A 25,633-nucleotide genomic window follows, 5' to 3' on the forward strand; every position below is an offset into this window, starting at 1 on the left:
ACCTGTGTCCGGTGCCGTTTTCATTAGTAGCCTACGACGATACGAATCATGCGCTACTGGCTGATGAAATCCGAACCCGACGAAGCCAGCATCGACGACCTGGCCGGTGCGCCGAAGCGTACCTTGCCGTGGACGGGCGTGCGCAACTATCAGGCGCGCAATTTCATGCGCGATTCAATGAGCATCGGCGACGGCGTGCTGTTCTATCACTCCAGCTGTCCGGAGCCCGGCATCGCGGGCTTCGCCGAGGTATCGTCCACCGCGTATCCCGACCCGACGCAGTTCGATCCGAAGAGCCCCTACTACGATCCCAAATCGACGCAGGAAACGCCGCGCTGGCTGCTGGTCGATGTCGTGTTCAGGAAGAAGATCCCGCTGATCTCGCTCGCGGCATTGCGCGAGCACACGGAACTCACGGACATGCGGGTGCTCGCGCGCGGCAACCGCCTGTCGATCACGCCGGTGACCGACGCCGAGTGGAGCTTCATCACGAAGCAGCTGGCCTGAGCTTCGTCCCCTTCCCTACGGGAACCACAGCGCGCTTTAACGCGCCTAATGGTCCGCAAACGTCGACGGCCCTGGCTTATGCATGCCGAGGCCCGGACGGTCGCGCGCCGCATCGCGATGCGTCATCTCGCCGCGATGCGACCTGTTCCACGCAAGGAGTCCTCCATGAACAACCAGAAATCCGCCTACGCCGCTGCCCTCGCCCTCGCGATCACGTCCGCCGTGCCCCTCGCGCTGATGCTGGCGCCAGTGGCTGCGACCGCGCAGAGCGTCGTCGTGCAGAACCCGCCCGCGGGCGTGCTGTCGCTGTCGGCACAGGCCAGCGCCGAGGTGCCGCAGGATGTCGTCGACATCACGATGTTCTACGAGCAGGAGGCGAGCGACCCGTCGTCGCTGACCGCGACGCTGAACCAGCGCGCCGATGCCGCGCTGCAAAAGGCTAAGGGCGTCGCGGGCGTGACCGCGCGCACCGGTGCGTTCTCGATCTATCCGTCGACGGATCGCGACGGCCGGATTTCCGCGTGGCGCGGGCGCACCGAAGTGCAGCTGGAGTCGCACGACTTCGCTGCTGCGTCGAAACTCGCGGGCGACCTGTCGTCGGTGATGCAGGTGGGCAACGTGTCGTTCTCGCTGTCGCCGGAAGCGCAGCGCGCCGCCGAGCAGAAGCTGACGAACCAGGCGATCGCGTCGTTCCGCCAGCAGGCGAGCGCGTCCGCGCAGGCGTTCGGCTACAGCAGCTATTCGATCCGCGAGGTCAACGTCGGACATAACGGCATCGCGCCGCGCCCGGTGATGATGATGGCCGCGCGCGCGATGAACGCCGACGCGAAGGCCGCGCCGCCGATGCCGCTGGAAGGCGGCACCTCGACGGTGACGGTCAACGTGTCGGGTTCCGTGCAGATGAAGTGACGCGTGCCGAGCCGCCGTCGGGACGCTTCGACAGGATGACCTCGGCGGACAATTGAGATTGAAAAAGCCACGGCGTGCCGTGGCTTTTTCGTTGCATCGCGCGACGCGTGGTGCGCCCGGCTGCGTGCTCAGTTACGCGCCCAGTTCACCACTCAACTGGCGTTGGCCGTCCGAGCCGTTTCGCGGTTATGGCGCCGGTACGCCCACACCAGCATGCCGATACCGACGATGATCATCGGCAGCGACAGCCACTGCCCCATCGAAAGGCCGAGCGCCAGCAGCCCGAGGAAATCGTCCGGTTCGCGCGCGAATTCCACCGTGAAGCGCGCGAGGCCATAGCCGATCAGGAACACGGCCGACACCGCGCCGAGCGGCCGCGGCCTGCGCGAGAAGAAGATCAGCACGAAGAACAGCGTCACGCCTTCCAGCGCGATCTCGTACAGCTCCGACGGATGCCGCGGCAGCATGTGGTACTGCGTGAAGATGTCGTACAGATGCCACTTCGCCGCGAGCTGCGGATGGGTGGCGAGCCATGCGGCATCGTCGGGCGCGGCGCCCGGGAACATCATCGCCCACGGCGCGTTCGGGTCAGTCACGCGCCCCCACAGCTCGCCGTTGATGAAGTTGCCGAGCCGGCCGGCTGCCAGGCCCGTGGGCACCATCGGCGCGACGAAGTCGGTCACCTGCAGCCAGCTGCGCTTGCGCTGCCACGCGAACAGCACCATCGCGAACGTCACGCCGAGAAAGCCGCCATGGAACGACATGCCGCCTTCCCACACCTTGAAGACGTCGAGCGGATGCGCGAAGTAGAAGCTCGCCTTGTAGAACAGCACATAGCCGAGCCGGCCGCCGAGAATCGTGCCGAGCACGCCGTAGAACAGCATGTCGTCGATGTCGCGCGCATTCCAGCCCTGCGCGGCGACGTGCGGCAGACGCAGCCGCAGCCGGCCGACGACGATCGCGAGCACGAACGCGACGAGGTACATCAGGCCGTACCAGCGCACGGCGAGCGGCCCGAGATGGATGGCGACAGGATCGATGTTCGGGTGGATATGCATGTGTTGTTATGGGCGGTTCAGGTTCGACAGCAGGCGTTCAGGATTCGACGGCGCGGCAGCCTGTACGACAGCAAACGCATAAGGATACCGAATGCACGTTACGGCGCCCGTAAAGTGTCGGCGGCCGGGTTGGACCCATGAGGACCGCTGACGCGCGACAGGGTCTTCGGAGTGCTCATGCGCGGGCTGGCGGCGGCCGCGTGCGCCTGCACGATCTCGATGAACCCCGCGAGCACCGGGCTCACTTCGGCGGTGCGCCACACGAGCCCGGTTTCGATCGACGGCACCGCTTCGCGTAGCGGCCGATACACCACGCCGGTACGCCGCAGGTTGCGCAGCGACTGCGGGACGAGCGCCACGCCCATGCCGGCCGACACGAGGCTCACGATCGTCTGCATCTGGATCGCTTCCTGGCCGATGTGCGGCGAGAGGCCCGCCACGCCATAGCAGTCCATGATGATGTCATAAAAGCCCGGCGCGAGCCGCCGCGGGAACACGACGAGCGGCGCATCGGCGACGTCCGCGAGGCCGATCGGCGTGTCGCTCCATTCGGCGGCCGTCGGCGCGTGTGAGCCGGTCGCGTCACTTGCACCGTCCGCGGTTTCAGAAGCTTCCAGCCGCGCCGCCCGCTCCGTCGACATCGCGATCACGAGCGGCTCCCGCGCGATCGGCAGCCACGACAGTTGCGCCGCATGCCGCGGCGGCAGCGGCGCGATCACGAGACCGGCGTCGATGCGGCCTGCGACGAGCTCGTCGAGCTGCACATCGCTGGTCGCCTCGGTCAGCTCGAGCCGCACGCGCGGGTGGCGCGCGCCGAAATCGCGCAGCAGCAGCGGCAGCAGCCCGTAGTCCGCGGTGGACACGAACGCGAGCGACAGCACGCCCGTCTCGCCGCGCGCAAGGCTCTGCGCAAGCGGCCGAAGGCCCTCGGCCGCGGCCAGCAGGCGCCGCACCTCGGGCAGCAGGTCGAGGCCGACGTTGGTCAGCTCCACCGAACGCTTCGTGCGCGCGAACAGCTCGACGCCGAGCGTCTCTTCGAGCGCGCGGATCGCCTGCGACAGCGGCGGCTGAGTCATCGACAGGCGCGCCGCCGCGCGACCGAAGTGCTTCTCTTCGGCGACGGTGACGAAGTAGCGCAACTGGCGCAGATCGGGGATGGTCGGCAGCATCATTGATACATTTTACGACCTAAACGGCGCTGAATAATATATTGGACATTCGCATCGCGACGTTGCATTCTTGGCCCGGCAGACACGGACATGGCGCCGACAGCCTCGTCCGCAAGGCCTTGCCGCCCACCGTGCCGCCCACCGTGCCGCCCCACAATACAGACAGACTGGAGCACTCCCATGTCGTACAACCGTCGTTCGAAAAACATCACGCAAGGCGTCGCGCGTTCGCCGAACCGTTCGATGTTCTATGCGCTCGGCTACGAGAAGCAGGACTTCGACAAGCCGATGATCGGCATCGCCAACGGCCACTCCACGATCACGCCGTGCAACTCGGGCCTGCAGCGCCTCTCCGACGCGGCCGTCGCCGCCGTCAAGGGCGCCGACGCGAACCCGCAGATCTTCGGCACGCCGACCATTTCCGACGGCATGTCGATGGGCACCGAAGGCATGAAGTACTCGCTCGTGTCGCGCGAAGTGATCGCCGACTGTATCGAGACCTGCGTGCAGGGCCAGTGGATGGACGGCGTCGTGGTGGTCGGCGGCTGCGACAAGAACATGCCGGGCGGCATGATCGCGCTCGCGCGCCTGAACGTGCCGGGCATCTACGTGTACGGCGGCACCATCAAGCCGGGCAACTGGAAGGGTAAGGCGCTGACCATCGTGTCGTCGTTCGAGGCGGTCGGCGAATTCACGGCCGGACGCATGTCCGAAGAAGATTTCGAAGGGGTCGAAAAGAACGCGTGCCCGACCTCGGGCTCGTGCGGTGGCATGTACACCGCGAACACGATGAGCTCGTCGTTCGAGGCGCTCGGCATGTCGCTGATGTACTCGTCGACGATGGCGAACCCGGACGACGAAAAGGTCGATTCGGCCGCCGAATCGGCGCGCGTGCTGGTCGAAGCGGTGAAGAAGGACCTGAAGCCGCGCGACATCATCACGAAGAAGTCGATCGAGAACGCGGTGGCGCTGATCATGGCGACGGGCGGCTCGACCAACGCGGTGCTGCACTATCTTGCCATCGCGCACGCGGCGGAAATCGAGTGGACCATCGAAGACTTCGAGCGCATGCGCAAGAAAGTGCCGGTGATCTGCGACCTGAAGCCGTCGGGCAAGTACGTCGCGACGGATCTGCACGCGGCCGGCGGCGTGCCGCAGGTGCTGAAGCTCCTGCTGGACGCGGGTCTTTTGCACGGCGACTGCATGACGATCACCGGCAAGACCATCGCCGAAGAACTGAAGGACGTGCCGGGCAAGCCGCGCGCGGACCAGGACGTGATCCACACGATCGACAACGCGCTCTACAGCGAAGGCCACCTCGCGATCCTGAAGGGCAACCTCGCGGTGGACGGCGCGGTCGCGAAGATCACCGGCCTGAAGAACCCGGTCATCACCGGCCCGGCCCGCGTGTTCGACGACGAGCAGAGTGCGATGGAAGCAATCCTCGCGGACAAGATCAAGGCCGGCGACGTCGTCGTGCTGCGCTACCTCGGCCCGAAGGGCGGCCCCGGCATGCCGGAAATGCTCGCGCCGACCTCGGCGATCATCGGCAAGGGACTCGGCGAATCGGTCGGCCTGATCACCGACGGCCGCTTCTCGGGCGGCACGTGGGGCATGGTGGTCGGCCACGTCGCGCCGGAAGCGTTCGAGGGCGGCACGATCGCGCTCGTGCAGGAGGGCGACTCGATCACGATCGACGCGCACCAGTTGCTGCTGCAACTGAACGTCGACGACGCGGAACTGAAGCGCCGCCGCGACGCGTGGCAGCAACCGAAGCCGCGCTACACGCGTGGCGTGCTGGCGAAGTTCGCCGCACTCGCGCAGCCGGCCAACAAGGGCGCGGTGACCGGCTGAAGTCCGGGCACGATACGTGTGGGCGGCGCGACAGTTTCGTAGTCGACCGCACGCAGACGCGATGAAGACAAAGGGGCACGCGGAAATTCGCGTGCCCCTTTGCTTCTATAATGCGTCGAGCACCTACAGCCGGGTGTCGCAACCGGCGGAGACCAGAATGAAAACAAGGATGTACGGAGCATGGGCGCTCGCCTGCGCTCTCGCGCTAACGGCCGCCCCCAGCTTCGCGCAGACCACGCCCACAGGGCTCGCGCTGGCGCGCCAGGAAAACTGCACGAGCTGCCATGCGGTCAACCGTCCGCTGATGGGGCCGTCGCTGCAGGATGTGGCGGCGCGCTACGCATCGATGCCCGACGCGGCGAAATACCTCGCGCACAAGATCACGGAAGGCAGCTCGGGCGTCTGGGGCGTCGTGCCGATGCCCGCGAATACGCAGCTCACGCCCGACGAAGCGAACACGCTCGCGAAGTGGATCCTGACGCTCAACAGGTAGCGTCTCGCCGGCCGTGACGGCTTGTGTTTGACAGGCGGCGCGGTATTACGCGCCCTTCTCGCGCTGCGACAGTTCATCGCTGACGGCTTCGCGTACCCAGTCGGTCACCCGCGTTTCGAGTTCGAGCGCGACCTCGCGCGTGATCTGGCTCACGAGCCACGCGGTGTGGTCGTGCAGCGCTTCGCGGCAGCGCGCCTCGATCACCTCGCGTCCCTCGCCCGCCAGAAAGCCCTCGAAGCGGCCGCGCAGACGTTCGGCGATCAGGTCGGCGTCGAGCGCGTGGCTGGGGATGGAGGTGTCGCCGGAGGCCTCGGGTACTTCGGATGCCTCGGACGCTTCGGGAGCCGGCTGCACGCCAGGATGCGGCGGCTGGGCCTCGCTGATGATGTCGCCCAGCACCGGCGGCTCGTCGTGTTCGACCACCGGCGTGCCGGCTACGTGTTCGTGTTCGGGTTCGTGCTCGATCCGGTCGCTCAGGGTCGGCAGATCGAAGTCGTCATCGTCGCCGGCATCGCCCGGCACGGATGGCCCGGCATCGGCGGCCGATGCGGGTTCTTGCCCGGCCGCGTGCCCAGTCTCATGTACGGATGACGGCTGCTTGTGTGCTTCGTCGTCGTGCCCTTGCGCCTGACGCGCATGGGAAGGATTGCCGGGTGTGACGATCTCGGAGAGAAGCGGAAACGGCGTATCGGAAGAATCGGTCACGTGGAACTCCATTGACAGTCTGACTCGCCCGCCCGGCGCAGGTGGATGCGCGGCCGGCTTGATGCGGCCGCCGCGCGCAACCTTAACTGCCCTGCTTGTAGTTGTTGAGAGCATAACCGCGATCACGATAGAAGCGATAGCGGTCGCGGCCGGCGGCGAGTTCTTCGGGTGCGTTGCCAACCACTTCGAGCAGCCGCTCGAAGCGCGCGAACTGCGCGGGCACCGTCGCGCCCAGGTTGAGCAGCACCTGATGATGCGGCGCCGCATCGACGTCCGTGGTCAGCACGATGGGCGTGTCCGCCGCGAGCTTGCTGTCCGCCATGCAGTGCGGCACGAAGTCGAGCGGGGAAAAGGTCCAGAGCTGCTCGTCGAACGCGCGAAGCCGTGGCGGCTCCGCGAGCACGACAAGCGGCTGGCCCGCCTGGTACGCCTTGCGCACGAGACGGCACGCGTAGAGCAGCGAATCGCCGACGTTCGTATGGAAGTCGATCCGCGTCACGGCATGCCTCCTGCCAGACGTACAGCAAAACGAGCAGCAAAGCCCTGCGTGATGGGCTGCATGAAGGGCCGCTCAATTGGCTGCGAACGGGCCCGCAAACCGCCAGCCGTCATTGCGCCGCGCGGTCGATCAGGAACTGCGCGAGGAGCGGCACGGGGCGGCCCGTCGCGCCCTTGGCCGCGCCGCCCTTCCACGCGATGCCGGCGATGTCCAGGTGCGCCCACGGGTAATCTTCGGTGAAGCGCGACAGGAAGCACGCCGCTGTCACGCTGCCCGCCGGCCGGCCGCCGATGTTCGCGAGATCCGCGAAATTCGACTTGAGCTGCTCCTGGTACTCTTCGTCGAGCGGCATGCGCCAGGTCGGGTCCGACGCTTCCTTCGATGCATCGAGCAGCTCGCCTGCCAGCGCGTCGTCTTTCGAGTAGAGCGCGCTGTTGTGATGGCCGAGCGCGATGATGCAGGCGCCCGTCAGCGTGGCGACGTCGATCACCGCGGCCGGTTTGAAGCGCTTCGCGTAGGTGAGCGCGTCGCACAGGATCAGGCGGCCTTCGGCGTCCGTGTTCAGGATTTCGATGGTGAGGCCGGACATGCTGGTGACGATGTCGCCCGGCTTCGTGGCCGTGGCAGACGGCATGTTCTCGACCGCCGGAATGACGCCGACGACGTTGATCTTCAGGCCCATCTCCGCAACTGCGCGCAGCGTGCCGAGCACCGAACCGGCGCCGCACATGTCGTACTTCATCTCGTCCATCGCCTCGCCCGGCTTGAGCGAGATGCCGCCGGTGTCGAACGTCACGCCCTTGCCGACCAGCACGATGGGCGCGGCCTTCGCGGCGGCGCCCTGGTACTGCAGCACGATGAACTGCGCGGGCTCGACGGAGCCGGCCGTGACCGACAGGAACGAGCCCATCTTCAGCGCTTCGGCCTGCTTCTCGCCGAGCACCTCGACCTTCAGCTTCCAGTCTTTCGCGAGCTTCTTCGCGGTGTTCGCAAGATAGGTCGGCGTGCAGACGTTCGACGGCAGGTTGCCGAGGTCGCGCGTCAGGTCCATGCCGTTCGCGAGCGCGGCGCCCTGCTTCGCGGCGACCTTCGCGGCTTTCTCGTCCGCGGAATCCACCGAGAACACGATGCGCTTCAGCGCGCGCGGGGTCGTATCCGGCTTGCTCTTCAACTGCGTGAAGCGGTAGGTCTGTTCGCGCAGCGCGAGGATTGCGGTACGCACCGCCCAGTCAGCCGCGCGCTCCTGCACCGGCAGCTGCGCGAGCGTGAACGTAACCTGCACGATCTTCGTGCCGAGCAGCGCGCGCCATGCCGCGCGAACCGCTTCGCCATAGGCTTTCTGCGTGAAAGCATCCTGCTTGCCAAGCCCGACGAGCAGCACGCGCGATGCGCCGATGCCCTGCACTTCGTGCAGGAACGTCGTGGTGCCCGCCTTACCGTCCATGTCACCGGCCTTGATGACGCGCGTGAGCAGACCCTTGGTGGCTTCGTCGATTTCGAGCGCCGCGCCGGACAGCGTTTGCGACTCGAACACACCGATCACGATGCAATCGGATTTTCCGGTGAGGAACCCACTGGTCGAGCCTTTGCTCCAATCACAGGCTTTTATGCTAAAGTCCATCGCGCTTGTCCTCGGATAAAATCTGGGCTTAGGATGAAAGCCGCAATTATCCGCTATTTTTCCCGTGGTGGCTGCTAGATGGACGCAGATGCGCGGTGCAGACGATGCGCCCCGATGCGAACGCAGCCAGCCCTCTGTTCATCAACCATGATCTTCGAACGTTCCCTCCAGCGCGAACTCGCGTTTACGGCCGGCGCCGTATTCATGGTTCTGCTGACGCTCGTGCTGACGACGATGATGATCCGGATCGTAGGCTTCGCCGCGTCCGGCGAAATCGATCCGCGCGACGTGCTCGTGCTGATCGGCCTCACCGTCATCGGCTACATCGCGATCATGCTGGTCGCCACGCTGTTCGTGTCGATCCTGTTCGTGCTCACGCGCTGGTACAAAGATTCCGAAATGGTAGTGTGGCTCGCGTCGGGCGTGAGCCTCACGCGTTTCATCAAGCCGATCGCGCAGTTCGCCACGCCCATTCTGATCCTGATCGCGTTCTTCGTGTTCGTCGGCTGGCCGTGGTCGAACCAGCAGAGCAAGCTGATCCGCGCGCGCTTCCAGCAGCGCGACGAAGTCTCGCTGCTCGCGCCGGGCCAGTTCCGCGAATCGCCGGTCACGCACCGGGTGTTCTTCATCGAGAAGATGTCGTCCGACCAGGGCCACGTCGAGAACGTGTTCGTGACGAGCACCGAAGGCGGCAAGGTCAGCGTGATCGTGTCGAAGAACGGCCACACCGAAACCACCAAGGACGGCGACCGCTTCGTCGTGCTGGAGAACGGCCGCCGCTACGACGGCGAGCCGGGCAAGCCGGACTTCCGCATCATGGAGTTCGAGCGCTACGGCGTGAAGATCCAGAGCCAGCCCGTGGTGAGCCAGCCCACCACCACCGGCACCCCCACGCTCGACCTGCTCCGCCATCCGAACAAGGACAACCTCGCCGAGTTCGCGTGGCGCGCGGGTTTGCCGCTGATCGGTTTCAACCTGATGCTGCTCGCCATTCCGCTCGCGCACCAGAATCCGCGGCGCGGCCGCACCACGAACCTCGTGATGGCGGTGCTGATCTACCTCACCTATTCGAACCTGCTGAACGTCGTGCAGTCGTGGATCGAACAGGGCAAGCTGTCGTTTCCGGTCGGCCTGCTCGGCCTGCACGTCATCGTGTTCGCGATCGTGCTCGTGATCTTCTGGCTGCGCGTGCGCAACCGGCCGCTCATTTCCCGCGCGATGTTCGCGCGCCGGCCGCAGGAGGCGTGACCGATGCGCATCTACGAACGCTATTTCGCGCGTCAGATCTACCTGACCTTCATCTTCATCCTGTTCGCGTTTTCAGGGCTGTTCTTTTTCTTCGACCTGATCAACGAGCTAAACTCGGTCGGGCACGGCAACTACAAGTTCCAGTACGCGCTGCTGCGCGTCGCGCTGCAAACGCCGTCGCGCTTCTATGAAATCATTCCGGTCGCGGCGCTGATCAGCGCGATCTACGTGTTCGCGCAGATGGCCGCGAACTCCGAATACACGATCTTCCGCGTGTCGGGACTCGCGACGAACCAGGCGCTGCGTTCGCTGCTGAAGATCGGCATTCCACTCGTGCTGCTCACGTATCTGATCGGCGAAGTGATCGGGCCATACACGGACCAGCTGTCCGAGCGCGTGCGGCTGGAAGCGCTCGGCTCCGCGGTGTCGTCCGACTTCCAGTCGGGCGTGTGGGTGAAGGACACGCTCTCGCAGAGCGCGGACGGCGAGCAGGTCACGCGCTTCGTCAACGTCGGCGAACTCAAGCCCGACGCGACGATCAGCAACGTGCGCATCTACGAGTTCGACTCGAAATTCCGCCTCGAGAACGTGCGGATCGCGAAGAGCGGCCACTACCAGCCGCCCGGCCACTGGCTGCTGACCGACGTGACCGACACGCAGCTGATCGACGTGCCGCCCGACCCCACGAAGCCGGCGGATGCGCTGAACCCGGTCTACCGCGCGAAGCAGATTACGCTGCCGCAATATTCGCTGCGCTCGGAACTGACACCGCAGATCCTGTCGGTGCTGCTGGTGACGCCGGACAACATGTCGATCTTCAACCTGTTCCGCTACATCCAGCACTTGACCGAGAACCATCAGGACGCGCAGCGCTACACGATCGCACTGTGGCGCAAGCTGCTGTATCCGTTCGCGGTACTCGTGATGCTGGTGCTGTCGCTGCCGTTCGCGTATCTACATACGCGCGCGGGCGTGGTCGGCGTGAAGGTGTTCGGCGGCATCATGCTCGGCATGAGCTTCCAGCTCTTCAACACGCTGTTCTCGCACATCGGCACGCTGAACACATGGCCCGCGCCGCTCACCGCAGCCACGCCGGGGCTGATCTACCTGGTGCTGGGACTCGTCGGCCTGAAATGGGTCGACCGGCACTAGCGACGCATCGCACTGAAGGAGCGCCACGATGAGCACGCACGGAATCGTTCTGTTCGGGCATGGCGCGCGCGATATGCGCTGGGCCGAGCCGTTCGAGCGACTCGCGATCAAGCTGCGCGCCATGCAAGGCCCCGACGGTGGACCCGTATCGCTGGCGTTTCTCGAACTGATGACACCGGACCTTCCCACCGCCATTGCGCGGCATATCGCCCACGGTTGCCAGGCGGTGACGGTCGTGCCGGTGTTCTTCGGTCAGGGCGGTCATGTGCGGCGCGATCTGCCGGCGTTGATCGAGAAATGTCGCGCGGCGCATCCGGGCGTCGAGATCCGCTGCGCGACGGCCGTCGGCGAAGACGATGCGGTGCTCGACGCGGTGGCCGCGTATTGTTTGCGGGAGAGCGGGCGGGAGTGAGCGCGAAGGCATCAGGCGCTGGTTGTGCCCCGGTGAAAGACAACAAAAAAACGCGCCCCTCGAGGCGCGTTTTTGTTTGCTGCGTCAGGCCTACCCTCCAGCGGTCCATCAAAGGTTTGCCTTGATGCAACACCTGAATTCTTATACGTTTCCGTTAACAAATTTTGTATGGAATACGTATATGCCCTTTCGTGCTCAAGACGTCGTGCCCATCAGCGAAGCACGCTCGCGATTAACCGAATTAGCCGAGGACGTGGTCGCTGGTGCCGAGAAGGTATTGACAAAGAATGGTTCCGCGTACGTGGCGATCGTCGACGCCCGGAAGCTCGACTACTACCATGCGCTCGAATCGGAACACGGCCGGTTGGTAATGTTGAGCGATGCTGAGACCGGATTGACGGACGCGCTCGCCGACAGGGTGATGTCCGAAGAAGAATTCCGCAAATCGCTCCAACGCCCGAGCCCGCGCAAGTAATGCAGATAGATTTCGCCCACACCTTCGGTGCACGGCTGCGCGTCCTCGAAGAATTCATGCTGGCTCAAGACCCCGCTTCCGCGCAGGCGAGAATCGAGGAGTTGCGGTGCGAAGTTCTCCGCCTGGTCGACCTCGTCAAGCTGCATCCCGAGATCGGTCGACCAGCGGGTATTCTCGCCGCCAGTTCTATTGAAGGCCAAAGACGTCTCGAGCGGGTGTTGCGGCTGGCGAACGATGCGGGATTGCCTGACTCCGCGAATATGTGTTGCGCGCTCACGTCGTGCTTTACGCACACTCAGATTCGGGGGCCTCGATGCTATCAGTGCGTCACCACCGAGAACTGGGATACGCGCCAGTTATGCTGACTGAGCGAGCATAGGGACGACGAAACCTTCGCTCATCAATCAAGCCGCGTACAACATCCCATTACGCCGCACGATCCCCGCCGTCTCTGTACCGCCGGCGTCATCGCTATGCGTCACGCGTTCGGCAAACGCCTGACCGATCATCAGCAACGACGGCTGCACCGGATCGAGCCACGCCTGCGCGTCACCCGCGGCGAGTGCCGCGAGCGTCAGCGTCAGCGAACGTTCCCTCGGCGTGCTGCACGCCTCGACGATCGCCACTGACGTGGCGCCATCGCGGCCCGCGTCGATCAGCTGACGCGCGATGTCGGGCGCGCTGTCGCGGCCCATGTAGAACACCAGCGAATCGGCGTTCACCTGTTCGCGGATCTCGTCGGAATCCGCCGCGCGGCTGTAGGTGGCGAGCGCCACGCTGCGTGCCACACCACGCAAGGTCAGCGAACGGCGCAGCGTCGCGGCACTGGCAAGTGCTGCGGTGATGCCCGGCACGATCTCGTACTCGATACCCGCGGCTTCGAGCGCGCGCATCTCTTCGTCGGCGCGGCCGAACAGCATCGGGTCACCGCCCTTCAGACGCACGACCACGTCGTGCTCCAACGCCGCATCGACGATCTGCTTGTTGATGAAGTGCTGGGCGGTGGAACGCTGGCCGCAGCGCTTGCCGACCGCGATCCGCTTCGCGTGCGCCGGCGCGTAGTCGAGCATCGCCGGCTCGACGAGCGCATCGTGCAGCACGACATCCGCCGTGCCCAACAAGCGTGCGCCACGCACCGTGATGAGGTCGGCCGCACCAGGACCCGCACCGATCAGATAAACCTTGCCCATTTGCTTCGCTTCCGCTTCGTGTGTCCGTCGACTATGACGTAGTCACGAAGAAAATGCACGAATCATGCCGGCCGCGACCGTGTGATGCGTCGCTTCGTCGATCAGCACGAACGCGCCCGTGCCCGGATGTTCGTCGTAGGTATCGGCGACGATCGGCTTCTGCAGCGTCAGCGCGACGCGGCCGATATCGTTCATCGTCAGGTTGTGGCGATCCGTCGCGTGCGACAGCGTATGCACGTCGAGCACTTCCTTGATCGCGCCGATACGCGCGAACACGGTGCTGGTGGTCTGCTTCAGCAGATACTTGCGCTGCGTCGACAGCGGCTCGTCGTCGAACCAGCACAGGTCCGCCTCAAGCTTCTTCGCGGGCGCCAGCGCCGCGGCGCGCAGCACGAAGGTGTCGCCGCGCGACACGTCGACGTCTTCGGTCAGGCGGATCGTCACCGTCTGGCCCGCGAACGCACGCTCCACCAACCCGGTGCCGCCCGGCACCGGCGCGATGATTTCGGCCACCGTCGCTTCGCGGTTGCCCGGCAGCACGGTAATCGCGTCGCCCACCTTCACTTCGCCCGCTTCGATGCGGCCCATGTAGCCGCGGAAATCGTCGGCCTGGCTGCCGTCCTGGCGCGCGACCCATTGCACCGGGAAGCGCAGCGCGTCGCCCGTGGCCTGTTCGACCGGCAGCGCTTCGAGCACGTCGAGGAGCGGCTCGCCCGCGTACCACGGCATGCGCTCGCTCGCCGACACGATGTTGTCGCCCTTCAGCGCCGACACCGGCACGAAGCGCACGTCGGCGAGACCCAGATGGCGCGCGAGCGTCACGTACGCGTCGCGGATCTCGTTGAAGCGCGCTTCGCTGTAGTCGACGAGGTCCATCTTGTTGATTGCGACGATCACGTGCTGCAGGCCGAGCAGCTTGACGATCGCGCTGTGGCGCTTGGTCTGCGGCAGCAGTTGCGCGACGTCGTTCTCGAACGTGACGCGCGTCGCGTCGATCAGGATGATCGCGGCGTGCGCCGTGGACGCGCCCGTCACCATGTTGCGCGTGTACTGCTCGTGACCCGGCGTATCCGCGATGATGAACTTGCGGCGCGCGGTCGCGAAGTAGCGGTACGCGACGTCGATCGTGATGCCCTGCTCGCGCTCGGCTTCGAGGCCGTCCGTGAGCAGCGACAGGTCGATCTCGTCGCCGACGGTGCGCTTGTTCTTCGCGCGCGACAGCGCGGACAGCTGGTCGGACAGCACCGCCTTGCTGTCGTACAGCAGTCGGCCGATCAGCGTGCTCTTGCCGTCGTCGACGCTGCCCGCCGTGATGAAACGCAGCACACCGAGGTCTTCAGGTTGATTGATGCTCATGATTGCTTGATCCCGATGTGCTTTAGAAATAACCCTGCTTCTTGCGCTGTTCCATCGCGGCTTCCGACGCCTGGTCGTCCATCCGCGTCGCGCCGCGTTCCGTGATCTCGGTCACGGCCGTCTCGGCGATGATCTTCTCCACGTCGTCGGCGTCGCTTTCCACCGGGCACGTGCAGCTGATGTCGCCGACAGTACGGAAGCGCACCAGCGCCTCTTCGCTCGTCTCGCCTTCACGCATCGGCGTGAGCGGCGTGACCGGCACGAGGAGGCCATTGCGGCGCACGATCTCGCGGCGGTGCGCGTAATAGATGGACGGCAGTTCGAGGTTTTCGCGAGCGATGTACTGCCACACGTCGAGTTCGGTCCAGTTCGAGATCGGGAACACGCGCAGGTGTTCGCCGTTGTGCAGACGCGCGTTGAAGAGGCTCCACAGTTCCGGGCGCTGCGCCTTCGGATCCCACTGGCCGAATTCGTCGCGGAACGAGAAGATGCGCTCTTTCGCGCGGGCCTTCTCTTCGTCGCGGCGCGCGCCGCCGATCATCGCGGTGTAGCCGTGTTCAGCGATCGTTTCCAGCAGCGTGACGGCCTGCGCGGCGTTGCGCGAGTCGGTTTCGCGGCGCAGACGCACGGTGCCACGCTTGATCGAGTCTTCGACATGGCCCACCACCAGCTCGGCGCCGATCTCGGCCGCACGACGATCGCGGAAGTCGATGACCTCGCTGTAGTTGTGGCCCGTGTCGATATGCACCAGCGGGAACGGCAGCGACGTCTTGCGGTTCGGGCCGAGCCCGAACGCCTTCAGCGCGAGCGCCAGCACGACGACCGAGTCCTTGCCGCCCGAGAACAGCAGCGCGGGCTTGCTGCACTCGGCGACGAGCTCGCGCAGGATGTGAATCGATTCGGCTTCGAGCCAGTCGAGGTGATCCATGCGGTTCGCCTGGTTGGCCAACGGTGCGGCAACTGCGGGTTCGAGCGTCGTGCTCATGTTCGATCCTTGTTTCCAGGTGCGCCGCGCTCTCACACGGCGTCACACGATCCATTCATTCGTTACGGGATGCGGCCCGCTGTCACGCCGACCCTCAGGCCGACACGCCTGCGCTGCTGACGACGACCGGAATCGTCGAGATGTGCAGCCCGCATTCCTTTGTGTCGCGCGATTCCCACCACCAGCGGCCGGCGCGGCTGTCTTCGCCGGGGCGGATCGCGCGGGTACAGGGCTCGCAGCCGATGCTCGGGTAGCCGCGCGCGTGCAGCGGATTCACCGGCACGTCGAACGCTTCAAGATACGCCCAGACGTCGCTTTCGGTCCAGTCGGCGAGCGGATTGTATTTCGCGATATTACGGGCGGCGTCCTGCTCTTCCTCGTGCAGTTCGGCACGCGTCACCGACTGCTCGCGGCGCTGGCCCGTCACCCACGCGCTCACTTGCGCCAACGCGCGATTGAGCGGCTCGACCTTGCGGATCTCGCAGCAGCGCTTGCGCAGATCGATGCTTTCGTAAAAGGCGTTCAGGCCATGCTGCGTGACGTATTCGTCGACGGCATCCTGCTGCGGATGATACTGCTCGATCTCGTAGCCATACCGTTCGCGCACGCGGTCGATCATGCCGACCGTCTCCGCATGCAGGCGCCCCGTGTTCAGCGAGAAGATGCCGATCTTCACGCCGCGCGACAGGATCGCGTGCGTGAGCAGCATGTCTTCGGCAGCGAGGCTGCTCGCGAACTTCACCTGCTCGTGGCGCGCGCCGATCGAGTCGAGCAGCGCGTCGAGCCGTTCGATCTTCGCGGCCAGTTCCGCGCTAACCTTGGCGGTCGCGCTCATGCCGGCACCTTCTGCGCGGCGTTCGCGTCAGCGCCGCGGCGGCGGAACAGCGGCGCGGGTTCGTCGAACGCGCCCTGGTACTGCACGGTGAACTCGGTGAACGCGCGCAGCGCGTCGTGGATGTCCTTGTCCGCGCGCAACGCGTACGCGTCGAAGCCGCAGCGCTCGTAGAAGCGCAGCTGGTCGTGCAGCACGTCGCCGATCGCGCGCAGTTCACCCTTGTAGCCGTAGCGCTCGCGCAGGAGACGGCCGATGCTGTAGCCGCGGCCGTCGCGGAACACCGGGAAGTCGACGGCGATCAGCGCGACGCGGTCGAAGTCGCCGGCGATATCGGCCGGTTCGCTGTCCGGCGCGAGCCACACACCGAGTTCGTCCTTGCCGCGCGACGCCGCGATCGCATCGCGCGACGCCTGCCACAGCGCGAACGGCACGACGATCTTGCCGGCGGGTAATGCATCGACGGCGGGCAGCGTGCCGTCTTCGGCCGCGCGCACGACGGTCCACTGGTCTTCGACGATGGCGCGGTTCTTGATGATCTGGGTCATGTTTCGAATTCCTTCGTTCAGGCTGCGGTCGCTTACGCGTGGGCCGGTTGGCGCGACGCGTAGACGCGTTCCTTGAACGGCGCGATACCGATGCGGTTGTACGTGTCGATGAAGCGCTCGCCGTCCTGACGGTTGTCGACAAACGCATCGATCACGCGCGACACGACGTCCGGCATCTCTTCCGCCGAGAACGACGGGCCGATCACGCGACCGAGATGCGCGCCCGTCGCGCCCGTGCCCTGCTCGCCGCCGAGCGACACCTGGTACCACTCGGCGCCGTCCTTATCGACGCCGAGCACGCCGATGTTGCCGACGTGATGGTGACCGCACGAGTTCATGCAGCCCGAGATGTTGAGCGACAGGTCGCCGAGGTCGTACACGAAGTCGAGGTCGTCGAAGCGCGCCTGGATGGCCTGTGCGATCGGAATCGACTTCGCGTTCGCGAGCGAGCAGAAGTCGCCGCCCGGACACGCGATGATGTCGGTCAGCAGGCCGATGTTCGGCGTGGCGAAGCCCTGCTGCTTCGCCTCTTCCCACAGCGCGTACAGATCGCGCTTCTTCACGTTCGCGAGAATCAGGTTCTGCTCGTGCGATACGCGCAGCTGGCCGAGCGAATACCTGTCAGCCCAGTCGGCGACGGCTTCCATCTGCGTGTCCGTCGCATCGCCCGGCGCCACGCCCGTCGGCTTCAGCGACAGCGTCACCGCCGCATAGCCGGCGATCTTGTGCGGGCGCACGCTGCGCTCGACCCAGCGCGCGAACGCGCGGCTCTCCAGCAGATGCTTCTCGTACGACGGGTCCGTATCGGGCAGCTTCTCGTACTGCGGCGGCGCGAAGTACTGCGACACGCGGTCGAGCTCGGCCTGCGTCAGCGTGGACGGGCCGTCCTTCAGGTGCTGCCACTCTTCCTCGACCTGCGCCGAGAACTTCGCCGGCGACAGCGCCTTCACGAGGATCTTGATGCGCGCCTTGTACATGTTGTCGCGGCGGCCGTAGCGGTTGTACACGCGCAGCACGGCTTCGCAGTAGGTCAGCAGATGCTGCCACGGCAGATCGCGCTTGATGATCGCGCCGATCAGCGGCGTGCGGCCCAGGCCGCCGCCCGCGAGAATATCGGCGGTCACGTCGCCGGCGGGGTTCTTCTTCAGGTACACGCCCAGGTCGTGGATCTGCACCGCGGCGCGGTCTTCGGCCGAGCCGGACACCGCGATCTTGAACTTGCGCGGCAGCCACGCGAACTCGGGGTGGAACGTCGACCACTGACGCAGGATCTCGGCCCACGGACGCGGGTCGACGATCTCGTCGGGCGCGATGCCCGCGAACTGGTCGGCGGTGATGTTGCGGATGCAGTTGCCCGACGTCTGGATGCCGTGCATCTGCACCGACGCGAGCTTGCGCAGGATCTCGGGCGTTTCCTCGAGCTTGATCCAGTTGTACTGGATGTTCGTGCGCGTCGAGAAGTGGCCGTAGCCGCGGTCGTGCTCGCGCGCGATCGTCGCAAGCATCCGCAGCTGGTCGCTGCGCAGGTTGCCGTAAGGAATCGCGATGCGGTGCATGTACGCGTGGCGCTGGTAGTACAGGCCGTTCTGCAGACGCAGCGGACGGAACTCTTCTTCGCTCAATTCGCCCGACAGGCGGCGGCGAACCTGGTCCGCGTATTGGGCAACGCGTTCGTCGACGATGGTCTGGTCGTACTGATCGTATTGGTACATTCGGGGGCCCCAGTTTTCGTAACACGCGGCGTTCCGGTTACGCCGCGTCTGAATTCCATATGGGTGGTTCGTCAGCGCTTTCCAGCAGCCGTTCAGACGGCTTGCTTATTTGCTAATGACAAAAACAGCTATCCATATTGGAAAAGCTGGGGGAATCGTAATAAACTCCGCTTATATAGCAAACGACTAAAAAATTGTTTCCATATGCTCCGAGGTTATAAATGAATCTGCACCAGTTCCGCTTCGTGCGGGAGGCCGTCCGGCAGAATTTCAACCTCACCGAAGCCGCCAAAGCGCTGTATACGAGCCAGCCGGGGGTCTCGAAGGCAATCATCGAGCTCGAAGACGAGCTGGGCGTGGAAATCTTCACCCGCCACGGCAAGCGCGTCCGCTCGCTGACCGAGCCGGGGCGCATCATTCTGGCCTCCGTCGAGCGGATCCTGCAGGAGGTGGAGAGCCTGAAGCGGGTCGGCAAGGATTACGCCGCGCAGGATCAGGGCAACCTGGTGATCGCCGCCACCCACACCCAGGCGCGCTACTCGCTGCCCGCCGCGATCGCCGAATTCAAGAAGCGCTTCCCGAAGGTGCACCTTTCGATTCTGCAAGGTAGCCCGACGCAGGTGGCCGAGATGGTGCTGCACGATCAGGCGGATCTCGCGATCGCGACCGAGGCTCTGTCGTCCTACAAGGATCTGGTGTCGCTGCCCTGCTTCCAGTGGCATCACGTCGCGGTCATGCAGCCGGACCATCCGCTCGCGGAGCGCAAGCCGCTGTCGCTCGACGATCTGACCCAGTATCCGCTCATCACCTACGACAACGCGTTCGCCGGCCGCACCAAGATCAACGAGGCGTTCCGGCTGCGCGGGCTGCATCCGGACATCGTGCTCGAGGCCATCGACGCGGACGTGATCAAGACGTACGTGGAGCTGGGGCTGGGCGTCGGCATCATGGCCGACATCGCGTTCAACGCCGAGCGCGACCGCCATCTGCGGGCGCTGCCGGTTGGCCATCTGTTCGGTAGCAACGTGACGCGCGTCGCGCTGAAACAGGGCGCGTACCTGCGCAGCTATGTGTATACGCTCGTCGAACTGCTGTCGCCGAGCCTGAACCGGCGCCTGATCGAGCAGGCGCTGAAGGGCGAGCACGAATCGTACGAACTGTAGCCTTCGATGCCGACGCCGACGCGGTCACTGCCTCGGCATAACAACGAATAAACCCACCAGACCAATCAGAACCGCCCGGAGATCCCAACGATGCGTTTCCCGTCCTTTCAGGCAGCACGCCCCGCGCGCGGGCTGCGTCACGCCGCCGTCGCGCTCGGCGCGCTCGCCTGCGCTGCCGTCGCACACGCCGACCTCAAGGTCGGCGTCGACCTGTCGAGCACCGGCCCCGCCGCCGCGATCGGCATCACGAGCAAGAACGCGATGCTGATGTGGCCGCCGACCATCGCCGGCCAGAAGGCCGACTACATCATCCTCGACGACGGCTCGGACCCGGGCAACGCGGTGAAGAACATCCGCAAGCTGATCAACGAGGACCACGTCGACGTGATCGTCGGGCCGAACATCACGCCGGCCGCGATGGCGGCGCTCGATCCGGTCGCCGAGAGCCAGACGCCGATGATCACGCTGATCGGCTCGGCGAGCGTCGTGGAGCCGCAGGAAGGCAAGAAGGTGTGGGCGTTCAAGATGGCGCAGACCGACAGCGCGATGGCCGACGTGATGACCCGCTACATGTCGAACCACAACGTGAAGACGGTCGGCTTCATCGGTTTCGCCGACAGCTACGGCGACAGCTGGTACAACGAGTTCACGAAGTTCGCGGCGCTGCGGCACATCCAGGTGGTCGCGGCCGAGCGCTTCAACCGCACCGACGCGAGCGTGACGGGCCAGGTGCTGAAGGTGATGGCGGCGCATCCGGACGCCGTACTGATCGCGGGCGCGGGCACGCCGACGGTGCTGCCGCAGCGCACGCTCGTCGAGCGCGGCTTCAAGGGACCGATCTACCAGACGCACGGCATCGCGACGCCCGAGTTCATCAAGCTGGGCGGCAAGGATGTGGAGGGCACGCTGTTTCCAACGCAACCGGTCGTCGTCGCGCGTACGCTGCCGGCCGATCACCCGGCGAAGAAGGCGGCGCTCGCGTTCGCGAACGCGTATGAAGCGAAGTACGGCCCGAACACCGTCACGCAGTTCGCGGGCGATGCGGCGGGCGTGTATCCGCGTCTGGAGGATGCCGTCGCGCGGGCGCTGAAGACGGCGCAGCCAGGCACCGTGGCGTTTCGCGTCGCGCTGCGCAGCGAGCTCGAGCACGCGCATGAACTGGTCGTGCCCAACGGCGTGGTCAACACCAGCGCGAAGGATCACGTCGGGCTCGATCAGCGCGCGAGCGTGATGGGTATCGTGAAGGATGGGAAGTTTGTTTATCTGAGTCAGTGAGGGATTGCCACGGGTTTAGGCTCGCATCGCTCCTTGCGAGAGTTGCAATCATTGATTAAAATGCAATCATTGATTAACGAGGACGCCATGGCAAGCATGACAATCCGCAACATCGACGATCAGATCAAGTCCCGCTTGCGTGTGCAAGCGGCGAGGAACGGGCGCTCGATGGAAGACGAAGCGCGGGATATTCTTCGTGCCGCGCTGTCGACAGAAGCCGAAGCCAGCCAGCAGAGCCTGATCGGGTCTATCCGCCGTCGTATTGCACCGCTCGGCGGCGTGGATCTGGATTTGCCGGCTCGCGACGCAATTTCGGATCGTGTAGATCTCGACGCATGATCGTTCTCGATACCAACGTACTGTCCGAAACCCTGAGATCGGTACCGGATCCTCGAGTGCTGGAGTGGTTTGGTGCCCAGCGGCGTGCAGCGCTCTTCACCACAAGCATCACGCGCGCTGAAATTCTGTATGGCGTTGGATTGATGGCTGACGGCTCGCGCAAACAGGCGCTATCGACTGCAGTTGTGGCTATTTTCGAAGAAGACTTCGCTGGCAGACTCCTGAGCTTTGATGGCGACGCCGCCGACGTCTATTCGGAAATCGCCGTGTCGCGCAGGAGCGCAGGTCGACCGATTAGCCAGTTCGACGCGATGATCGCTGCGGTCACAAAATCCAGAGGCGCGACATTGGCGACGCGAAACGTGAAAGACTTTGTCGACTGCGGCCTCGAAGTGGTCGATCCCTGGGCTGACTGAATGCGAACCACCCGCGCCATCCACGCCGTCGAGCGTCTGAAAACCCGCACCGGCAACGCGCGCTATGCGGCAGTCAGCGTGTCCGGCGGCCTGTTCTATCTGGTTGACCGTTCGACCGGCGCAGATGTAAAGGCGAGCGATCCGCTGCCGCTCGACGAATTCGTCAGCTTCGTCGACCAGCTCGGTCCGCAGAAGCCGCGCAAGGCGAGCAAGCTCGACCTCGCATTCGAAGAACAGATCCGCAACAGCAAGAAGTAACGCCGACGGCAGCACGTGCGGCGCTCACCCCACCGCCGTCCACTTCCCGTTCGCCGCGCTGCTCGCCAGCACCGCCTCGATGAAGCGATGGCCGGCCACCCCATCGTCGACCGTCGTCAGCAGACGGCTTGCGGGCGGTAATGGCAAGCCGGCCTCGATCGCGTCGATCTGCAGCGCCGCATCCAGATACAGCTGCGCGAACGCTTCGAGATAGCCCTCCGGATGCCCGGCCGGCACGCGCGTCGCGTGCGCGGCCGCCGCACCCGTCACCCGACCGCGCGTCAACCGCTCCGCTGCACCGCCGAGCGGCGTGAACCACAGCACGTTGGGCTCCTCCTGATCGAACGCGAGGCCGCCCTTCGTGCCGTACACCCGCAGCCGCAGCGCATTCTCCGCGCCGCTCGCCACCTGGCTCGCCCACAGCATCCCGCGCGCGCCGTCCGCGTAGCGCAGCATCGCCTGCACGTGATCGTCGACGCGACGCCCCGGCACGAACGTATGCACTTCCGCCGCCAGCGCCACCGGCGTCACGCCCGTTACGAACGCGGCGAGGTGATACGCATGCGTGCCGATATCGCCGAGACATCCGGCGGGCCCCGCCTGCGCCGGATCGGTGCGCCAGTCCGCCTGTTTGTTCGTGCCGCTCGCTTCGACCGGCTCCGCGAGCCAGTCCTGCGCATACTCGACCTGCACGACGCGCAGCTCGCCGATCGCACCCTGCTCCACCAGCTCGCGCGCATGCCGCACCATCGGATAGCCGGCATACGTATGCGTAAGCGCGAACAGCAGGCGCTTCTCGCGCGCGAGCTTCGCGAGCGCCTCGCCTTGCGCGAGCGACATCGCGAGCGGCTTGTCGCAGATCACGTGGATGCCCGCTTCGAGAAACGCCGTCGCCACCGGCGCGTGCAAATGATTCGGCGTGACGATCGCCACGGCGTCGATGCCGTCGTCGCGCGCGCCTTCGGCTCGCGCCATCTCGCGCCAGTCCGCGTAGCTGCGCGCGATGCCCGCTTCGACGGCGCCCGCCTGCGCGCGCGCCGGATCGGACGACAGCGCGCCCGCCACCAGCTCGAAGCGGTCGTCGAGCCGCGCAGCGATCCGATGCACCGCGCCGATGAATGCGCCCTGCCCGCCGCCGACCATCCCCAGCTTGAGTCGTCTTGCCGCCATGCCCGTGCTCCGTTTGCCTTGCGTCACAACCCGAGCAGCCGCCTGATCTGCCGCTGATCGACGCCGCTCTCCGCGAAATCATCGAACGCGCGTTCCGCGACGCGGATGATGTGCCGCCGGATGAACTCGGCACCTTCGCGCGCGCCGTCCTGCGGATGCTTCAGCGCGCACTCCCATTCGAGCACCGCCCAGCCCGGGAAGTCGTACTGCGCCATCTTCGAGAAGATCGCGCCGAAATCGATCTGCCCGTCGCCGAGCGAGCGGAAGCGCCCCGCGCGCTCCGCCCAGCCGCTATAGCCGCCATACACGCCCTGCCGGCCGCTCGGACGGAACTCCGCGTCCTTCACATGGAACGCCTTGATGCGTTCGTGATAGAGGTCGATGAACGCGAGGTAATCGAGCTGCTGCAGCACGAAATGGCTCGGGTCGTACAGGATGTTCGCGCGCGGATGATCGTCGACGGCCGCGAGGAAGCGCTCGAACGTCACGCCGTCGTGCAGGTCCTCGCCCGGATGCAGTTCGTAGCAGACGTCGACGCCCGCATCGTCGAACGCATCGAGAATCGGACGCCAGCGTTTGGCGAGTTCGTCGAACGCGGCTTCGACAAGTCCCGCCGGGCGCTGCGGCCACGGGTACAGGTACGGCCACGCAAGCGCGCCGGAAAACGTCACGTGCGTGCTGAGCGCAAGCCGCCGCGACGCCTGTGCCGCGTAGCGCAGCTCCTGCACCGCCCACTCGGTGCGCGCGGCCGGATTGCCACCCACGCTCTTCGGCGCGAAGCCGTCGAACAGCTGGTCGTACGCGGGGTGCACGGCCACCAGCTGACCTTGCAGATGCGTCGAAAGCTCGGTGAGCACGATGCCTTCGTTGTCGACCATCGCGCGGATGTCGTCGCAATACGCCTGGCTCGTCGCCGCGCGCTCGAGGTCGATCAGCCGCGCGTCCGCCGGCACCTGGATGCCCTTGTAGCCGAGCCGCGCGGCCCACGCGGCCAGATGCGCGAGGTTGTTGAACGGCACCTCGTCGCCCATGAACTGGGCGAGGAAGATCGCGGGGCCCTTGATCGTCTTCATCGTGTGCGTCCTTGCGGGAACGGTCGTGATTCGATGGCGCGAGCGCGGCAACGCGTGGTGCGAACCATGCGCGCGCTTCACGCCATCCCTTCATGCTGCTGCCACGCCAACGCGCAGCACTCCACGCGCCCGGTCAGAACGGCGAATCCGGGAAGTAGAAGTCTTTCGCGTTCTCCTTCGTGATCAGCACCGACTGGATGATCGTCGTCGGCGGCAGCTTGTCGCCTTTCAGGCGCGCCTCGGCGGTCAGCTTGATCGCGTCGTAGATGAATTTCGGCGAGTACGACACGTCGGCCTTGATCAGCGGCGCGCCGTCCATCACGTTCTTCACCATGCCCTTCGAGCCCGCGCCGCCGAACACGATCTTGATGTCGCTGCGCTTCGCCTGGTCGATCGCCTTCAGCACGCCGACCGCCATGTCGTCATCGGCGGCCCAGACCGCGTCGATGTGCGGAAAGCGCGTCAGGTAGTCCTGCATCACCTTGAACGCGTCGTCGCGGTTCCAGTTCGCGTACTTCGCATCGAGAATCTTGATGTTCGGATAGTTCTTCATCACGCCGGTGAAAGCGGTCCAGCGCTCGTTGTCGAGCGTCGTCGGAATGCCGCGCAGCGCGACGATGTCGCCCTTGCCGTCAAGCGCCTTCGCCATATATTCAGCGGGAATCTTGCCGAACGCGGTGTTGTCGCCCGCCACGTACGCGTCCTGCGCGCTGGTGTCCGTGAGGCCGCGGTCCACCACCGTCACGTAGACGCCTTTCTTCTTCACCTGCGCGACCGGCTGCGTGAGCGACGCGGATTCGTACGGGAAGATCACGAGCGCGTTGATCTTGTTGACGGTCACGAGATCCTGCAGCTGGTTCGCCTGGTCCGGCGCGTTGGCCGCGGTCTTCACGATCACCTTCAGGTCCGGATGCGCCTTCTCGAGATCGCTCTTCGCCTTGTTCGCCCACCACACGATACCGCCCGTGAAGCCGTGGTCCGCCGTCGGAATCGCGACGCCGAGCACCACCTTGTCGTCGGCACGCGCGACGTTCGCGCCGACCGTCGCCGCGATCACGCCCAGCGCGAACGCGCCGGCGCCGAGCGCGCGGATGACCTGTTTGATGACCATGATTGTGTCTCCTGTTGTCGGGACGCGTCGTGCGCCCGCATGTGTGAAAGCACCGCTCCTCGAACTGCGACTGCCTGTGCTGCCGTCATGCGTGATGCCGCTG

Annotated in this window: 28 protein-coding genes; 14 read left to right on the top strand and 14 right to left on the bottom strand. The window is 65.4% G+C overall.

What is annotated here, in order from left to right; translation table 11 throughout:
• The first annotated feature begins 48 nt into the window (after positions 1–48).
• Both DVS29_RS24885 and DVS29_RS24890 read left to right on the top strand, forming a co-directional pair.
• Complete coding sequence (locus DVS29_RS24885) at positions 49–507, top strand: EVE domain-containing protein (protein ID WP_118183184.1); 459 nt, start codon at positions 49–51, stop codon at positions 505–507.
• Positions 508–672: 165 nt separating this feature from the next.
• The gene (locus DVS29_RS24890) at positions 673–1,416 is read left to right on the top strand and encodes an SIMPL domain-containing protein (RefSeq protein WP_118183185.1); all 744 of its coding nucleotides are present in this window, start codon (positions 673–675) and stop codon (positions 1,414–1,416) included.
• Positions 1,417–1,568: 152 nt separating this feature from the next.
• Here DVS29_RS24890 and lgt read toward each other — a convergent pair whose 3' ends face one another.
• Positions 1,569–2,474, bottom strand: a complete 906-nt coding sequence (gene lgt, locus DVS29_RS24895; RefSeq protein ID WP_118183186.1) for a prolipoprotein diacylglyceryl transferase — start codon at positions 2,472–2,474, stop codon at positions 1,569–1,571.
• A gap of 98 nt (positions 2,475–2,572) precedes the next feature.
• A complete protein-coding gene (locus DVS29_RS24900) occupies positions 2,573–3,643 on the bottom strand; it encodes a LysR family transcriptional regulator (RefSeq protein WP_118183236.1) in 1,071 nt (356 codons plus the stop codon).
• 180 nt (positions 3,644–3,823) lie between these two features.
• On the opposite strand from DVS29_RS24900, the gene ilvD reads away from it, so the two are divergent.
• Together ilvD and DVS29_RS24910 are read left to right on the top strand one after the other, a co-directional pair.
• Complete coding sequence (gene ilvD, locus DVS29_RS24905) at positions 3,824–5,497, top strand: dihydroxy-acid dehydratase (protein ID WP_118183187.1); 1,674 nt, start codon at positions 3,824–3,826, stop codon at positions 5,495–5,497.
• 157 nt (positions 5,498–5,654) lie between these two features.
• Entirely contained in the window at positions 5,655–5,990 is a 336-nt protein-coding gene (locus DVS29_RS24910) for a c-type cytochrome (protein ID WP_118183188.1), read from the top strand.
• Positions 5,991–6,035: 45 nt separating this feature from the next.
• Here DVS29_RS24910 and DVS29_RS24915 read toward each other — a convergent pair whose 3' ends face one another.
• From DVS29_RS24915 to DVS29_RS24925, 3 genes are all read right to left on the bottom strand, one after another.
• A complete protein-coding gene (locus tag DVS29_RS24915) occupies positions 6,036–6,695 on the bottom strand; it encodes a DUF2486 family protein (protein ID WP_164707985.1) in 660 nt (219 codons plus the stop codon).
• Between the two features lie 82 nt (positions 6,696–6,777).
• Positions 6,778–7,194, bottom strand: coding sequence for a DNA polymerase III subunit chi (locus DVS29_RS24920; RefSeq protein WP_118183190.1), 417 nt, complete (start codon positions 7,192–7,194; stop codon positions 6,778–6,780).
• 109 nt (positions 7,195–7,303) lie between these two features.
• Positions 7,304–8,815 (bottom strand): leucyl aminopeptidase, encoded by a 1,512-nt coding sequence (locus DVS29_RS24925; RefSeq protein WP_118183191.1) that lies wholly within the window; start codon positions 8,813–8,815, stop codon positions 7,304–7,306.
• 147 nt (positions 8,816–8,962) lie between these two features.
• Between DVS29_RS24925 and lptF the strand changes: the two genes are divergently transcribed.
• The 5 genes from lptF to DVS29_RS24950 all read left to right on the top strand — a co-directional run bounded on the left by lptF (position 8,963) and on the right by DVS29_RS24950 (position 12,467).
• Positions 8,963–10,063 carry an LPS export ABC transporter permease LptF gene (lptF, locus tag DVS29_RS24930; protein WP_118183192.1) on the top strand — a complete coding sequence of 367 codons (1,101 nt, stop codon included), beginning with the start codon at positions 8,963–8,965 and terminating at the stop codon, positions 10,061–10,063.
• A gap of 3 nt (positions 10,064–10,066) precedes the next feature.
• A complete protein-coding gene (gene lptG, locus DVS29_RS24935; protein ID WP_118183193.1) occupies positions 10,067–11,215 on the top strand; it encodes an LPS export ABC transporter permease LptG in 1,149 nt (382 codons plus the stop codon).
• Positions 11,216–11,243: 28 nt separating this feature from the next.
• Positions 11,244–11,627: a sirohydrochlorin chelatase gene (locus DVS29_RS24940; RefSeq protein WP_118183194.1), complete on the top strand. Its 384-nt coding sequence runs from the start codon at positions 11,244–11,246 to the stop codon at positions 11,625–11,627.
• A 181-nt stretch (positions 11,628–11,808) separates the two neighbouring features.
• Complete coding sequence (locus DVS29_RS24945; protein WP_118183195.1) at positions 11,809–12,102, top strand: type II toxin-antitoxin system Phd/YefM family antitoxin; 294 nt, start codon at positions 11,809–11,811, stop codon at positions 12,100–12,102.
• Complete coding sequence (locus DVS29_RS24950) at positions 12,102–12,467, top strand: hypothetical protein (RefSeq protein ID WP_118183196.1); 366 nt, start codon at positions 12,102–12,104, stop codon at positions 12,465–12,467. Before DVS29_RS24945 ends, DVS29_RS24950 begins: the two co-directional genes overlap by 1 nt.
• A 39-nt stretch (positions 12,468–12,506) precedes the next feature.
• On the opposite strand, the gene cobA is transcribed toward DVS29_RS24950, so the two are convergent.
• The 6 genes from cobA to DVS29_RS24980 all read right to left on the bottom strand — a co-directional run bounded on the left by cobA (position 12,507) and on the right by DVS29_RS24980 (position 18,725).
• Positions 12,507–13,292, bottom strand: a complete 786-nt coding sequence (gene cobA, locus DVS29_RS24955; protein ID WP_118183197.1) for a uroporphyrinogen-III C-methyltransferase — start codon at positions 13,290–13,292, stop codon at positions 12,507–12,509.
• 42 nt (positions 13,293–13,334) lie between these two features.
• On the bottom strand, positions 13,335–14,648 hold the full coding sequence (locus DVS29_RS24960) for a sulfate adenylyltransferase subunit 1 (RefSeq protein ID WP_118183198.1): 1,314 nt from the start codon (positions 14,646–14,648) through the stop codon (positions 13,335–13,337).
• 22 nt (positions 14,649–14,670) lie between these two features.
• The gene (gene cysD, locus DVS29_RS24965; RefSeq protein ID WP_118183199.1) at positions 14,671–15,633 is read right to left on the bottom strand and encodes a sulfate adenylyltransferase subunit CysD; all 963 of its coding nucleotides are present in this window, start codon (positions 15,631–15,633) and stop codon (positions 14,671–14,673) included.
• Positions 15,634–15,727: 94 nt separating this feature from the next.
• Positions 15,728–16,468, bottom strand: a complete 741-nt coding sequence (locus DVS29_RS24970) for a phosphoadenylyl-sulfate reductase (RefSeq protein ID WP_118183200.1) — start codon at positions 16,466–16,468, stop codon at positions 15,728–15,730.
• Positions 16,465–17,013: a DUF934 domain-containing protein gene (locus DVS29_RS24975; protein WP_118183201.1), complete on the bottom strand. Its 549-nt coding sequence runs from the start codon at positions 17,011–17,013 to the stop codon at positions 16,465–16,467. Before DVS29_RS24975 ends, DVS29_RS24970 begins: the two co-directional genes overlap by 4 nt.
• A 32-nt stretch (positions 17,014–17,045) precedes the next feature.
• Positions 17,046–18,725 carry a nitrite/sulfite reductase gene (locus DVS29_RS24980; RefSeq protein WP_118183202.1) on the bottom strand — a complete coding sequence of 560 codons (1,680 nt, stop codon included), beginning with the start codon at positions 18,723–18,725 and terminating at the stop codon, positions 17,046–17,048.
• A 221-nt stretch (positions 18,726–18,946) separates the two neighbouring features.
• On the opposite strand from DVS29_RS24980, the gene DVS29_RS24985 reads away from it, so the two are divergent.
• The 5 genes from DVS29_RS24985 to DVS29_RS25005 all read left to right on the top strand — a co-directional run bounded on the left by DVS29_RS24985 (position 18,947) and on the right by DVS29_RS25005 (position 22,176).
• Positions 18,947–19,888, top strand: a complete 942-nt coding sequence (locus DVS29_RS24985) for a CysB family HTH-type transcriptional regulator (RefSeq protein ID WP_118183203.1) — start codon at positions 18,947–18,949, stop codon at positions 19,886–19,888.
• A 90-nt stretch (positions 19,889–19,978) separates the two neighbouring features.
• Positions 19,979–21,163: an ABC transporter substrate-binding protein gene (locus DVS29_RS24990; RefSeq protein WP_118183204.1), complete on the top strand. Its 1,185-nt coding sequence runs from the start codon at positions 19,979–19,981 to the stop codon at positions 21,161–21,163.
• An 87-nt stretch (positions 21,164–21,250) separates the two neighbouring features.
• Positions 21,251–21,502, top strand: coding sequence for a FitA-like ribbon-helix-helix domain-containing protein (locus DVS29_RS24995; protein ID WP_118183205.1), 252 nt, complete (start codon positions 21,251–21,253; stop codon positions 21,500–21,502).
• The gene (locus tag DVS29_RS25000; RefSeq protein ID WP_118183206.1) at positions 21,499–21,918 is read left to right on the top strand and encodes a type II toxin-antitoxin system VapC family toxin; all 420 of its coding nucleotides are present in this window, start codon (positions 21,499–21,501) and stop codon (positions 21,916–21,918) included. The genes DVS29_RS24995 and DVS29_RS25000 overlap by 4 nt, the downstream gene beginning before the upstream one ends.
• Positions 21,919–22,176, top strand: a complete 258-nt coding sequence (locus DVS29_RS25005) for a hypothetical protein (protein WP_118183207.1) — start codon at positions 21,919–21,921, stop codon at positions 22,174–22,176.
• Between the two features lie 24 nt (positions 22,177–22,200).
• On the opposite strand, the gene DVS29_RS25010 is transcribed toward DVS29_RS25005, so the two are convergent.
• From DVS29_RS25010 to DVS29_RS25020, 3 genes are all read right to left on the bottom strand, one after another.
• Entirely contained in the window at positions 22,201–23,346 is a 1,146-nt protein-coding gene (locus tag DVS29_RS25010) for a Gfo/Idh/MocA family protein (RefSeq protein ID WP_118183208.1), read from the bottom strand.
• A gap of 23 nt (positions 23,347–23,369) precedes the next feature.
• The gene (locus DVS29_RS25015) at positions 23,370–24,419 is read right to left on the bottom strand and encodes a sugar phosphate isomerase/epimerase family protein (protein ID WP_118183209.1); all 1,050 of its coding nucleotides are present in this window, start codon (positions 24,417–24,419) and stop codon (positions 23,370–23,372) included.
• A gap of 133 nt (positions 24,420–24,552) precedes the next feature.
• Positions 24,553–25,524, bottom strand: a complete 972-nt coding sequence (locus DVS29_RS25020) for a substrate-binding domain-containing protein (protein ID WP_118183237.1) — start codon at positions 25,522–25,524, stop codon at positions 24,553–24,555.
• Between the last annotated feature and the right edge of the window lie 109 nt (positions 25,525–25,633).

The sequence above is a fragment of the Paraburkholderia phosphatilytica genome, from assembly GCF_003443895.1.
Lineage (GTDB): Bacteria > Pseudomonadota > Gammaproteobacteria > Burkholderiales > Burkholderiaceae > Paraburkholderia > Paraburkholderia phosphatilytica.